This is a genomic window from Mycolicibacterium arseniciresistens (assembly GCF_030519285.1).
GTDB classification, from domain to species: Bacteria; Actinomycetota; Actinomycetes; order Mycobacteriales; family Mycobacteriaceae; genus Mycobacterium; species Mycobacterium arseniciresistens.
In genome coordinates, this window is the sequence record NZ_JAUMSQ010000278.1 from 1 (window position 1) to 11,510 (window position 11,510).

At 70.7% G+C, this 11,510-nt stretch carries 13 protein-coding genes and 1 pseudogene; 9 read left to right on the forward strand and 5 right to left on the reverse strand.

Annotated features, from left to right (window positions below; translation table 11 throughout):
• Positions 1–182 (forward strand): annotated as a pseudogene (locus tag Q2100_RS25285) (Hsp70 family protein); the annotation flags it as partial.
• A gap of 12 nt (positions 183–194) precedes the next feature.
• On the opposite strand, the gene Q2100_RS25290 reads toward Q2100_RS25285, so the two are convergent.
• The gene (locus Q2100_RS25290) at positions 195–1,274 is read right to left on the reverse strand and encodes a class I SAM-dependent methyltransferase (RefSeq protein WP_302916266.1); all 1,080 of its coding nucleotides are present in this window, start codon (positions 1,272–1,274) and stop codon (positions 195–197) included.
• Positions 1,275–1,379: 105 nt separating this feature from the next.
• Here Q2100_RS25290 and Q2100_RS25295 point away from each other — a divergent pair, with 105 nt between their 5' ends.
• The gene (locus Q2100_RS25295) at positions 1,380–2,114 is read left to right on the forward strand and encodes an SHOCT domain-containing protein (RefSeq protein ID WP_302916267.1); all 735 of its coding nucleotides are present in this window, start codon (positions 1,380–1,382) and stop codon (positions 2,112–2,114) included.
• Here the strand turns inward: Q2100_RS25295 and Q2100_RS25300 are convergent.
• On the reverse strand, positions 2,111–2,734 hold the full coding sequence (locus Q2100_RS25300; protein ID WP_264010529.1) for an MBL fold metallo-hydrolase: 624 nt from the start codon (positions 2,732–2,734) through the stop codon (positions 2,111–2,113). The two genes, Q2100_RS25295 and Q2100_RS25300, sit on opposite strands and share 4 nt — an antisense overlap.
• Positions 2,734–3,819, reverse strand: coding sequence for an S-(hydroxymethyl)mycothiol dehydrogenase (locus Q2100_RS25305; protein WP_302916268.1), 1,086 nt, complete (start codon positions 3,817–3,819; stop codon positions 2,734–2,736). The genes Q2100_RS25300 and Q2100_RS25305 overlap by 1 nt, the downstream gene beginning before the upstream one ends.
• Positions 3,820–3,959: 140 nt before the next feature.
• Between Q2100_RS25305 and Q2100_RS25310 the strand changes: the two genes are divergently transcribed.
• From Q2100_RS25310 to Q2100_RS25330, 5 genes are all read left to right on the forward strand, one after another.
• A complete protein-coding gene (locus Q2100_RS25310) occupies positions 3,960–4,370 on the forward strand; it encodes a VOC family protein (protein WP_302916269.1) in 411 nt (136 codons plus the stop codon).
• A gap of 64 nt (positions 4,371–4,434) precedes the next feature.
• Entirely contained in the window at positions 4,435–5,511 is a 1,077-nt protein-coding gene (locus Q2100_RS25315; RefSeq protein WP_302916270.1) for a class I SAM-dependent methyltransferase, read from the forward strand.
• A 4-nt stretch (positions 5,512–5,515) separates the two neighbouring features.
• Positions 5,516–6,481, forward strand: a complete 966-nt coding sequence (locus Q2100_RS25320; RefSeq protein ID WP_302916271.1) for a homocysteine S-methyltransferase family protein — start codon at positions 5,516–5,518, stop codon at positions 6,479–6,481.
• Between the two features lie 9 nt (positions 6,482–6,490).
• Positions 6,491–7,315, forward strand: a complete 825-nt coding sequence (locus Q2100_RS25325; protein WP_302916272.1) for a serine hydrolase domain-containing protein — start codon at positions 6,491–6,493, stop codon at positions 7,313–7,315.
• Positions 7,316–7,421: 106 nt separating this feature from the next.
• Positions 7,422–7,934, forward strand: a complete 513-nt coding sequence (locus tag Q2100_RS25330) for a DUF3145 domain-containing protein (protein WP_264010535.1) — start codon at positions 7,422–7,424, stop codon at positions 7,932–7,934.
• On the opposite strand, the gene Q2100_RS25335 is transcribed toward Q2100_RS25330, so the two are convergent.
• Together Q2100_RS25335 and Q2100_RS25340 are read right to left on the reverse strand one after the other, a co-directional pair.
• A complete protein-coding gene (locus Q2100_RS25335) occupies positions 7,931–8,797 on the reverse strand; it encodes a diacylglycerol kinase (protein WP_372503619.1) in 867 nt (288 codons plus the stop codon). The two genes, Q2100_RS25330 and Q2100_RS25335, sit on opposite strands and share 4 nt — an antisense overlap.
• A 38-nt stretch (positions 8,798–8,835) precedes the next feature.
• Positions 8,836–10,416, reverse strand: coding sequence for an FAD-binding oxidoreductase (locus Q2100_RS25340; RefSeq protein ID WP_302916275.1), 1,581 nt, complete (start codon positions 10,414–10,416; stop codon positions 8,836–8,838).
• Positions 10,417–10,460: 44 nt separating this feature from the next.
• Between Q2100_RS25340 and Q2100_RS25345 the strand changes: the two genes are divergently transcribed.
• Together Q2100_RS25345 and Q2100_RS25350 are read left to right on the forward strand one after the other, a co-directional pair.
• Complete coding sequence (locus Q2100_RS25345; protein ID WP_407667690.1) at positions 10,461–11,042, forward strand: TetR/AcrR family transcriptional regulator; 582 nt, start codon at positions 10,461–10,463, stop codon at positions 11,040–11,042.
• On the forward strand, positions 11,039–11,510 hold a 472-nt coding region (locus Q2100_RS25350), incomplete at its 3' end, for an FAD-dependent oxidoreductase (RefSeq protein ID WP_302916274.1). The genes Q2100_RS25345 and Q2100_RS25350, both read left to right, overlap by 4 nt.

The window sequence follows — 11,510 nt, forward strand, 5'->3', positions numbered from 1 at the left end:
CGCCGCGCTCCGAGGCGCCACCGCCACCACCGCCGCCGACGACCACCGCACCCCCACCGCCGCCGGAGACCACGCAGCCGCCGGCGTCGACGACCCGTCCGCCGATCATCCCGACGCTGCCCTACACCACGATCCCTGGGCTGCCGTTCGTCCCGGCGCCGCCGCCCATCGGCGGCAACTAGCCGTACCGGGCGTCACTGACTCTTGGGCCGCTTGAACAACACCAGGTGCGCCAGCGGGATCTGCATCTGCTCCGGTGCGGCCGCCAGCCGTACCGCCACCTCGCGCTCCAGCCGGTCGGCGAACGCGGTCACATCGCGATGTCCGTCGAGCGCGGTGGCCATGGTCGGGAACACCGACGCCCGCAGGAACTCCGCCCACCGTGCGCCGAACGCCGCCGCATCCTTGTCGACGCGGTACTGATCCCAGTACCGATCCTCGGCGTCGAAGACCTCGAGGTGCTCGATCTCCAGCCGTTCGAATCGTCCCGAGGGCGCGAACGGCGCCATGAAGTCCGCCGCCTGCCTGCCGACCGTGGGAATGACCATGCGCGCCAATTCATCTGCGCCGATCACCCCGCCGGCGACGAGTTCGGCCAGCCCGTCGGTCAACGCCGCCAGCAGCGGTCGGTACCCGAACTCGCCGTGCTCGTCGACGGCCATCGTCATGACGACGAGCCGACCGCCCGGGCTCAGCTCGCGACCGCGGAAGGCGATGAACTCGTGCCAGTCGTTGGCGGCCTGCCTGGCGTAGGCCCTGCGCACGGCGTCATCGGCGCTGTAGGCGACCTGGATGTGGTCGGGGATCGTCGACGGCACCCGGCTCAACCACTGCACCGCCCAGGCCGACCAGCCCAGGTGCACGCTGTTCGACGGCAGGATCTGGGCGTAGAACGACCGGCCGACCGCCGAGGCGTACGTCGCGGCGTCACTGCTCAGGTACGAGTCGGGATCTTCGGCCAGCGTGCGGAACATCGCGGTGAAGTCGTTGTCCGGCAGGTCGGTGTGGGCGACCAGTATCGAGTGCTCGGGCCTGGTACGCCCACGCAACGCCGCGATCGCGGCGCGGACCGGCAGCAGCGAGTTGTGCCCGGTCGACGCACCGTAGTCGGCCAGCACGATGGGATACGGGGCGGCCGGTAGCGGCACCGTTCTCGCGGCCTGCTCGAAAAGCGCGATGGCGCCGCGTAACCCGGCGGCCTGCAGGCGCGAATTGGCGGAGTAGGACCCGCTGCCGATGGGCTCGGGCCGCACGACGACACTCGACTCGGGCACGGCCAACTCCGGCCCCCTCTCGACGTGTGCGGGCTCGGTTCCAACGGTAACCGCCGGAGCCGGATGGCACCGCGGATCAGCAGGCGCCGTGACACACTTCGGCCCATGCAGAATGGTCGGCTGGCTGCCCGCATCGTCATCGGCGTCGCAGTCGTGACGATGGTGTCGGCGATCATCGGATTCGTCGTGACGATCGTGATGAACGCTTTCGTGTTCGACGATTTCGACGCCTACGGCGAGGTGCCGATTCCCGGCCGGGGCAGCGTCGACCTTCCTGCGGGTGAGGTGACGATCAGCTTCCACACCTTCACCGGCGGAACCGACGGCGGGTTCGCGGTGCCGCCGCTGCAGCTGCGGATCGACCAGCCCGAGGGCGTGCCGGACCCGGTGCTCGCTGAGACCATGGGCGGTGTCACCACCGTCAACGGTGACACGAGGGTGGGGGTGTGGACGCTGCAGGTGCCCGCCGAGGGCCGCTACGACGTCGAGACCGGCGGTGAGGTGAACGGTTACATCAACCCGCAGCTGTCCTTCGGGCACGGCAGCGAGTACGGCTGGCTGCCGTGGGTGTTCGCGGGGCTGTTCGTGATGAGTGTCGTCGAACTGGCGGCGGGGCTCATGTGGTCACACCGCGCCGGCAAGCAGGCCAGGCCGGTGACGCCGCTCTACGACTTCGGGGCGACGGCGGCGGATCCCGGTGGCGCATCGGCGCACAGCTATGCGCCGACGGACCAGGGCATCCGGCTCGAGCAGCTCAACACCCTTGCTGCGCTTCGTGATTCGGGAGCGCTGACCGAAGCCGAATTCGAGGCGGAGAAGCGGCGCATCCTCGACGGCTAGTGCCCGCGGGCGACCCACTCGTCGTAGTTCACGATCTCGTCGCCGACGGTGGTGGTGTCGCCGTGCCCGGTGTAGACCACGGTGTCGGCGGGCAGGCCGCCGAGCCGCCCCGAGATCGACGACAGGATGGTCGGGAAGTCGGAGAAGGACCGGCCCGTCGCCCCCGGCCCACCCTGGAACAGGGTGTCGCCGGAGAACACCGCGCCGAGTTCGGGTGCGTACCAGCACACCGAACCGGGGGAGTGCCCCGGTGTGTGCAGCGCCCGCAGTTCCACACCGCCCGCACGGAGCGTGTCCCCGTCGGACACGGTGCGGAACTCCTTGTCGGGGTGGGTCATCTGCCACAGCATGTCGTCTGCCGGGTGCAGCAGCACCGGTGCGTCGAGCGCATCGCCGAGCTCGGGGGCGACGGTGATGTGATCGTTGTGGCCGTGGGTGCAGACCACCGCGACCACGTTGCGGCCGCCGACGGCCATCACGATCGGCGCGGCGTCGTGCGCGGCGTCGAACACCACCACGTCGGAGTCGTCGCCGACCACCCAGATGTTGTTGTCGACATCCCAGCTGCCGCCGTCGAGTTCGAATTTGCCGCTGGTGACGATCCGCTCGATGTTGCCCATCAGAGCATCACCACCGACCGCAGGACCTCACCGGCGTGCATGCGATCGAATGCCGACTCCACGTCTTCCAAGCCGATGCGTTCGGACACGAACTTCTCCAGCGGCAATCGGCCCTGCAGGTAGAGGCTGATCAGCGTGGGGAAGTCCCGTTCGGGGAGGCAGTCGCCGTACCAGGAGGACTTCAGTGACCCACCGCGGGAGAAGAAGTCGACGAGCGGCATCTCCAGCGTCATGTCGGGCGTCGGCACGCCGACCAGGACCACCGTGCCGGCGAGGTCGCGGGCGTAGAACGCCTGTTTCCAGGTCTCCGGCCGGCCGACCGCGTCGATGACCACGTCGGCGCCGAATCCGTCGGTGAGGTCCTGGATGGTCTCGACGACGTCGAGGTCGCGGGCGTTGATGGTGTGGGTGGCGCCGAACTCGCGGGCCCAGTGCAGTTTCTTGTCGTCGGTGTCGACGGCGATGATCCGCCTGGCGCCCACCAGCGCCGCGCCGGCGATCGCCGCGTCACCCACACCGCCGCAACCGATCACGGCCACGGTGTCGTCCCGGTTGACGGCGCCGGTGTTGATCGCCGCTCCGATGCCGGCCATCACGCCGCAGCCGAGGAGGCCGGCCACCGCGGGATCGGCGCTGGGATCGACCTTGGTGCACTGCCCTTCGTGCACCAGCGTCTTGTCGGCGAACGCGCCGATGCCCAGTGCCGGGGTGAGTTCGGTGCCGTCGGTGAGCGTCATCTTCTGGGCGGCGTTGTGGGTGTCGAAGCACAGGTGCGGCCGGCCCCGCTTGCAGGCGCGGCACTGACCGCACACCGCGCGCCAGTTCAGGATGACGAAGTCACCGGGCTCCACGTTGGTGACGCCGTCGCCGACCGACTCCACCGTGCCCGCGGCCTCGTGCCCGAGCAGGAACGGGTATTCGTCGTTGATGCCGCCCTCGCGGTAGGTCAGGTCGGTGTGGCAGACGCCGCACGCCACGACGTCGACCACCACCTCGCCGGGACCCGGGTCGGGGACGACGATGTCCACCACCTCGACCGGCTCACCCTTCCGTCGGGACACCACACCTCGCACCGTCTGGCTCATGGCGTACAACCTAACAACTGCTTGGTTCTGCCCGCAGGCTCGATGGGCCCGGAACCGGAGCCTTCTCGCGAAATTGCCGATGCCGCCAGAACGGAGGTCGTCAGGGCTACCGTTCATTCTGGCGCCCGAGAGGAGATCTCATGACGGATTTCGCCCCACTCGCCCACGTCGCCCTGACCGTGCGCGACCTGTCCGTCAGCGTGCCGTGGTACCGGACGCTGATCGGCGCCGACCCGGTGCTCGACGAGGACACCGACGGCGGATTCCGGCACGTGGTGTTCCCCATCGGTGGCGGCATGCTGCTGGGACTGCACCAACACACCCGGCCCGCGCCGGAGGACCCCTTCACCGAATACCGGATCGGGCTCGACCACGTGGGGTTCGGCTGTGCGGACCGCGGCGACCTGGAGGACTGGGTGCGTCGGCTGGACGCGGCGGGAGTGACGCACGGCGGGATCGTCGACGCCGGCTACGGCTCCGGCCTGAGCTTCCGGGACCCGGACGGGATCGCGCTCGAGTTCTTCGCGCCGCCCGGCGACACGGCCGAATGAACCCGACGGCCGCATCGGCCGTCGTCAACGACACAGACACCAACCGACCGCCCGGGAGAGAGCCATGACCACTGTCGACCACGAGAGACCCGCCGAGGCCACCGAGGACTTCGCCGCACGCATGGCGGGCGCGATCGACGCGGCCAGCCTGGCGCTGCTGCTCAGCATCGGACACCAGACCCGGTTGTTCGACACGATGGCCGGCCTGCCGCCCGCCACCAGTGCCCAGATCGCCGACGCCGCCGGACTCGACGAGCGGTACGTGCGCGAATGGCTGGGCGGAGTGGTCACCGGGCGCGTCGTGGACTTCGACGCGACAGCAGGCACGTATTCGCTTCCAGGAGAACGCGCCGCGGTGCTCACCCGCGCCGCCGGACCGGACAACCTCTCCCGGGTTGCGCAGTTCATCCCGCTGCTCGGCGAGGTCGAGCAGAAGATCGTCGGCTGCTTCCACACCGGTGGCGGGCTGTCCTACGGCGACTATCCGCGCTTCCACACACTGATGGCCGAGCAGAGCGGCGAGGTGTTCGACGCCGCGCTGGTCGATTCCGTGCTGCCGTTGGTGACCGGGCTGCCCGAGCGGCTCGCCGCCGGCATCGACGTCGCCGACATCGGTTGCGGCAGCGGGCATGCGGTCAACGTGATGGCGAAGGCGTTCCCCGCCAGCCGGTTCACCGGCATCGACTTCTCCGACGAGGGGCTCGGGGTCGGCCGGGCCGAGGCGGCCCGTTCCGGGCTGGCCAACGCCCAGTTCGTCGCCGCCGACGTGGCCGAGCTCGACGCGGCCCAGACCTACGACCTCATCACGGTTTTCGACGCGATCCACGACCAGGCCCGGCCGTCGCGGGTGCTGGAGAACATCCACCGCGCGTTGCGGCCCGGCGGGGTGCTGCTGATGGTCGACATCAAGGCGTCGAGCCAAGTCGAGGACAACGTCGGCGCGCCGCTGGCGACCTACCTCTACACCGTGTCGACGCTGCACTGCATGAGCGTGTCGCTGGGGCTGGGCGGGGCGGGACTCGGCACCTGCTGGGGCCGCCAGCTGGCCACCTCGATGCTCGCGGACGCCGGGTTCGACGACGTCGAGGTCCGCGAGATCGAGTCGGACATCCTGAACAACTACTACGTCGCCTGGAGATGACCCCATGACGACCATCGAGTCGCAGCCGTCGGGCACCGGCCGGCCACTCCCGCAGACCGGTGGCAACGGATTGTTCATCACCGACGGCGGTCTGGAGACCGAACTGGTCTTCCTCGACGGGATGGACCTGCCGAGCTTCGCCGCGTTCCCCCTGCTCGACGTTCCCGAGCACCGGGCCCGCCTGCGGCGCTACTACGACAGCTACCTCGACATCGCCCGCCGGCTGGGCGCCGGATTCGTGATGGAGACACCGACCTGGCGCGCGAACCCGGACTGGGCCTCGCTGCTGGGCTACTCGGCGGAGCGACTCGACGCGGTCAACCGCTCGGCCGTCGCGCTGGCGGAGGAGATCAGGACGGCGGCCACGGCCGACGGCATCACCGTCGTGGTGAGCGGATGCGTGGGCCCGCGCGGTGACGGCTACGATCCCGGCACCGCCATGACGCCCGAGGACGCCGAGCGCTACCACGCGGTGCAGATCGGAACGTTCGCCGACACCTCGGCCGACCAGGTGACGGCGATCACGATGACCAACGCCGAAGAGGCGATCGGCATCGTGCGCGCCGCGGCGGCGGCCGATATCCCGTCGGCGATCTCGTTCACCGTCGAGACCGACGGCCGGCTGCCGACCGGCCAGCCGCTGGCCGAGGCGATCGAACAGGTGGACGCGGCGACGTCTGCCGGGGCCGCGTACTTCATGGTGAACTGCGCGCATCCGACCCACTTCGCCGGCGTGCTGCGGCAGGACGGCCCGTGGGAGCGCCTGCTCGGCCTGCGCGCCAACGCGTCGGTGAAGAGCCACGCCGAGCTGGACGAGGCCACCGAACTCGACGACGGTGATCCCGCCGACCTCGCGGCCCAGCACCTGCTGCTGCGCGACCGGTTGCCCGCGGTGGCCGTGCTCGGCGGGTGCTGCGGCACGGACGCCCGCCACGTGTCGGCGATCGGCACCGCGTGGAGCACCACTTAGGCTGCAGGCGTGGCAGCACTCGACGCGATCGCCGACTGGCCGGTCGACCACGTCGCTGCGGCGGTCGTCGGGCCCGCGGGTCCGCTCGCCTGTCACGGCGACCAGCAGCGCCGCTTCGCGCTGGCTTCGGTGACGAAACTGCTCGTCGCCCGCGCCGCGCACGTCGCAGTGGAGGAGGGCGCCGTCGAGCTGGACACGCCCGCCGGACCACCGGGGTCGACGGTGCGCCACCTGCTGGCGCACACCGCCGGCTACAACATGCGGTCCGACGAGGTGATGGCCGAGCCCGGCGCGCGGCGGATCTACTCGAATCACGGGTTCGCGGTGCTGGCGCAGACCCTCGAGTCGGCCACCGAGATCGAGTTCGGCCGGTACCTGTCCGAGGCGGTGTTCGAGCCGCTCGGCATGACCGACTCGTCGCTCGAGGGTGGTGCGGGGGCCGCGGGCTACGGCGCGACGGCCACGGTGTCCGACCTCGTGGCCTTCGCGCAGGACCTGCTGCGGCCCGTCACGGTGTCGGCGCAACTGCACGAGCAGGCCACCACCGTGCAGTTTCCCGGACTCGACGGCGTACTGCCCGGCTACGGCCGGCAGCGTCCCAACGACTGGGGGCTGGGCTTCGAGATCCGCGACGGCAAGTCGCCGCACTGGACCGGCTCGGCGAACAGCGGGGCGACGTACGGGCATTTCGGCCAGACCGGCACGTTTCTGTGGGTCGATCCGGACGCGGACCTGGCGCTGGTGGTGCTGGGTGACCGGGATTTCGGCGACTGGGCCCATGAGCCGTGGCCGGCGATCTCTGACGGTGTCCTGAGAGAATTCGGCGCAGACTAGCGCAACAGGTGTCTCACGAGGCACAATAGACACGCACGACACAGCTACAACTCGGAATCACCAGGTCGTTGGGGAAGACGTCCCTCGTGGAGCCGAAGGAGCAGCTATGCGTGCGTTGAACCAGTTCGCCGACGCGTCGACTGGCGTGGTGTACGTCCATGCCTCTCCCGCGGCGGTATGCCCGCATGTCGAGTGGGCGTTGTCGTCGACCCTCCAGGCGAGGGCGAATCTGAAGTGGACGCCGCAGCCGGCCATGCCCGGACAGCTGCGCGCGGTCACCAACTGGGTCGGACCGGTGGGCACCGGCGGCCAGTTGGCCAACGCCCTGCGCTCCTGGTCGGTGCTGCGTTTCGAGGTGACCGAGGACCCGAGCCCCGGCGTGGACGGGCACCGCTGGTGCCATACCCCGCAGCTGGGGCTGTGGAGTGGGGCGATGAGCGCCAACGGCGACGTGATGGTCGGCGAGATGCGGTTGCGGACGTTGATGGCCTCCGGCGCCGACATGCTGGCCGCCGAATTGGACTCGGTGCTCGGCACCGCCTGGGACGAGGCGCTGGAGCCCTACCGGGACGGCGGCGCAGGCGCCGAGGTCAGCTGGCTGAGCCGCGGAGTCGGTTAGGCAGCGGCCCGCAGCACGCGGAGCGCCCGCGGCACCGCCGACACGGTGACCGGCAGCGGGCACGCGTAGTCGCCGTCGGCGTAGGCGTTGATGCCCGGTGAATCGACGTGGACCCGGCGGGCCCGTGCGGTGGTCACCTCGGCGAGGCCGACATGGGTGCCCTTGAACACCGTGGGGAACAACCGGATCAGCTTGGTGCGTGACGCCGAATGCACCATCGTGATGTCGAGCAGGCCGTCGGTGTGGTCGGCGTCGGGGCAGATCAGCATGCCGCCGCCGTAGCTGCGGGTGTTGCCGAAGGCGGCGAGCGTCAGGTCGGTGACCGTCTCCTCGCCGTCGTCGAAGGTCAGCCGGAACGGCAGCAGCCGCAGCCGGGACAGCTCGGCCACCATCGCGACGTTGTATCGCATCCGGCCGTGCGGCCAGCGCATGCGGTTGGTGCGGTCACTGACCAGCGAGTCGAACCCCGCGGCCATCACGGTCCCGAACCACTTGGCCGCACCGCCTGCGTCGTCGATCCGGCCGAGGTCGATCGTCTCGGTCCGGCCGTCGACGACGATGTCCGCCGCGGCCTCGGGGTCACCCGTGGGCACGCCGAAGGCGCGGGCGTGGTCGTTGCCGGTGCCCGCGGGGACGATGCCCAACGGCACGTCGCCCAGCGCGAGCGCCTGCAGCGCCAGCGAGATCACCCCGTCGCCGCCCGCCACCACCAGCGCGTCGGTCCCCGCGGCGAGTGCCTCGTCGACGAGTCGGCGCGCATGCGCGGCATCGGTGCCGACGATCTCGCACACGTCGACCCCGCGCTGCTGGAAGCGGGCGACTGCGCGCTGCGCGGCATGGGGTGCGTTGCCGTGGCCCGACATCGGGTTGGTCAGCAGCGTGATGCGGCCGATCTGCCCTGTCACGGAATCAGCTTGCCCGGGTTGAGGATCCCGGTGGGGTCGAGCGTCGCCTTGACGGCGCGCAGCACCGCGACACCGAGGTCGCCGATCTCGTCGGCCATCCACGGCCGATGGTCGGCGCCGACGGCGTGGTGATGGGTGATCGTCCCGCCGGTGCGGACCATCGCGTCCGACGCCGCCGCCTTGGCCGTGCGCCACTGTTCGATCGGGTTCCCTCGCTGTCCGGCCACCACGGTGAAGTACAGCGATGCGCCGGTCGGGTACACGTGCGAAATGTGGCACAGCACCAGCGCCGGCGTGCCGGAATCCGCCAACGCACCGGTCAACGCCTGCGTGACCGCGTCCTTGAGTGCCGGAACGTTCGACCAGTTGGTGGCGGTCTCCAGCGTCTCGCACAGCGCCCCGGCCGAGAGCAGCGCGTCACGCAGGTACGGCGCGTTGAACCGCCCGTGCTCCCACGCCCGCGCGGGCTCCTCGCCCAGCGACGTGCCGCCGCGGGCCGCGAGCACCGTCCTCGTCTCGTCGTGGCGGCTCTGCGCGTGCGCGGCGGTGCCCTCGAAGGTGGTGATCGCCAGGCACCCGCCGGTGATCGACTGCTCACCGATGCTCTCGGACGTCGCCAGGTTGACGCCCGTCTCGGCCTCGTCGGACAACCGCATCACCGTCGGGCCGGTGCCGGTCTGCACGACGGCGCGCAATGCCGCTGCGCCGGTGGAGAAGTCGGGGAACGACCATGCCTCGTAGCGGGTCACCTCCGGGACGGGATGCACGCGCACCCGCACCCGGGTGATCACGCCGAACACCCCCTCGGAGCCGACCAGGAGCTGGCGGAGGTCCGGTCCAGCCGCCGACGCCGGCGCGCGGCCAAGGTCGAGCACCCCGGCCGGGGTCACCGCGCGCACACCGCGAACCATGTCGTCGAATCGGCCGTAGCCGGCCGAGCCCTGACCCGACGATCGGGTGGCCGCGAACCCGCCGATGGTGGCGAACTGGAAGCTCTGCGGGAAGTGGCCGAGTGAGAACCCCTGCGCCGCAAGCAGAGTCTCGGCCTGCGGACCGGTGACGCCCGCGCCGAGTTCGGCCTCACCGGAGACCGGGTCGAGGTGGTGCAGCTGGTCGAGCCGGCGCAGGTCCAGGGACACCACGGCGGAGAAGTCGGCGCGCAGCGGATCGACGCCGCCCACGACGCTCGTGCCGCCGCCGAACGGCACCACCGCGATGCGCTGCCGGGCGCAGTGCTCCAGCACGCCCGCCACCTCTGCCTCGTCGCCGGGCAACACCACCGCGTCGGGGGCATCCTGCTCGCCGCGGTCCCGCCGGCGGAGCAGGTCGAGCGTCGACTTGCCGCCCGCCCGCAGCAGCCGGCCCTTGTCGTCGGTGATCACGTGCGGGTCGCCGACGATGGCGGACAACGCCTCACGATCGCCGGCCGACAGCGCCGACGGACGCAGCCGCACCTCGTCGATCTCCAGCTCGGCGCGGGGCTGCGCGTCCACCCCGAGCGCCTGCTCCAGCAGCGAGCGAATGCCGTCCGAGAGCGGTTTCGCAGCGTCCGGGTCACCCCAGGCGTTCCACTTCATCGGCGGCGGTGCATCGGGTCGGCTCATGCGTTACAGTGTTACACATGCTGTCAAGCAGTAAAGCAATGGAGACGTCCGTCGAAGAACGCATCCTCGACGCGGCGGCCGAATGCGTGCTCGCCTTCGGAGTGGCCCGGGTGACCCTCGCCGAGATCGCCCGCCGCGCCGGGGTGAGCAGGCCGACGGTGTACCGGCGTTTCCCCGACACCCGGTCGATCCTGGCGGCGGTGCTGACCCTGCGGATCACCCATGCCCTGGACGACGTGCCCAGCGGCGGCGTGGGCCGCAGGTGGGTGGTCGAACGCATCGTCGCGGTGGCAGGGCGGCTCCGCCGCGACGACGTCATCATGGCGGTGCTGCACGAGGCGCCGGAGCTGGCGATGCTCTATCTCTCCGAGCGCCTCGGAACCAGCCAGCAGATCCTGCTCGACACCGTCACCGGCGAGTTGAAGGCGGCCCAGGACGAAGGCAGCGTCCGGCCGGGCGACGCGCGCCAGCTCGCGGCGATGTGCCTGCTGATCACCCAGTCGACCATTCTCTCGGCCCAGACCATCGCGCCCATCCTCGACGCCGCCGCGCTGGCGACCGAACTCGAACACTCGCTGAACGGATACCTCGCACCATGACCGGTACGACGACCGCGCTGAACGTCGCCCGCCGCAGGACCGAGCTCACCGCCCTGGGCGACGGCGCAAGAATCGATGTCGTCGTCATCGGTGGCGGAATCACCGGTGCCGGAATCGCGCTCGACGCGGTCACCCGCGGGCTGTCCGTGGTGCTGGTCGAGAAGCACGACCTGGCCTTCGGCACCAGCCGGTGGAGCTCGAAACTGGTGCACGGCGGGCTGCGTTACCTCGCGTCGGGCCACGTGGGCATCGCCCGGCGAAGCGCCGTCGAGCGCGGAATCCTGATGTCGCGCAACGCGCCTCACCTGGTGACCGCGATGCCGCAGTTGGTGCCGCTGCTGCCGTCGATCAACCGCGCGTCCCGGGCACTGGTGCGGACCGGTTTCCTGGCCGGCGACGGGTTGCGCAGGCTGGCGGGCACGCCGGCCTCGACGCTGCCGCGGTCACGCCGTGTCGACGCCGGCCGCA

Excerpts from the sequence above, each read along its gene's own strand:
- Q2100_RS25295 (WP_302916267.1), top strand. The coding sequence starts at position 1,380 with ATGCAGAATGGTCGGCTGGCTGCCCGCATCGTCATCGGCGTCGCAGTC.
- Q2100_RS25300 (WP_264010529.1), bottom strand. The coding sequence starts at position 2,734 with ATGGGCAACATCGAGCGGATCGTCACCAGCGGCAAATTCGAACTCGAC.
- Q2100_RS25310 (WP_302916269.1), top strand. The coding sequence starts at position 3,960 with ATGACGGATTTCGCCCCACTCGCCCACGTCGCCCTGACCGTGCGCGAC.
- Q2100_RS25330 (WP_264010535.1), top strand. The coding sequence starts at position 7,422 with ATGCGTGCGTTGAACCAGTTCGCCGACGCGTCGACTGGCGTGGTGTAC.
- Q2100_RS25320 (WP_302916271.1), top strand. The coding sequence starts at position 5,516 with ATGACGACCATCGAGTCGCAGCCGTCGGGCACCGGCCGGCCACTCCCG.
- Q2100_RS25335 (WP_372503619.1), bottom strand. The coding sequence starts at position 8,797 with ATGTCGGGCCACGGCAACGCACCCCATGCCGCGCAGCGCGCAGTCGCC.
- Q2100_RS25345 (WP_407667690.1), top strand. The coding sequence starts at position 10,461 with ATGCTGTCAAGCAGTAAAGCAATGGAGACGTCCGTCGAAGAACGCATC.
- Q2100_RS25340 (WP_302916275.1), bottom strand. The coding sequence starts at position 10,416 with ATGAAGTGGAACGCCTGGGGTGACCCGGACGCTGCGAAACCGCTCTCG.
- Q2100_RS25305 (WP_302916268.1), bottom strand. The coding sequence starts at position 3,819 with ATGAGCCAGACGGTGCGAGGTGTGGTGTCCCGACGGAAGGGTGAGCCG.
- Q2100_RS25315 (WP_302916270.1), top strand. The coding sequence starts at position 4,435 with ATGACCACTGTCGACCACGAGAGACCCGCCGAGGCCACCGAGGACTTC.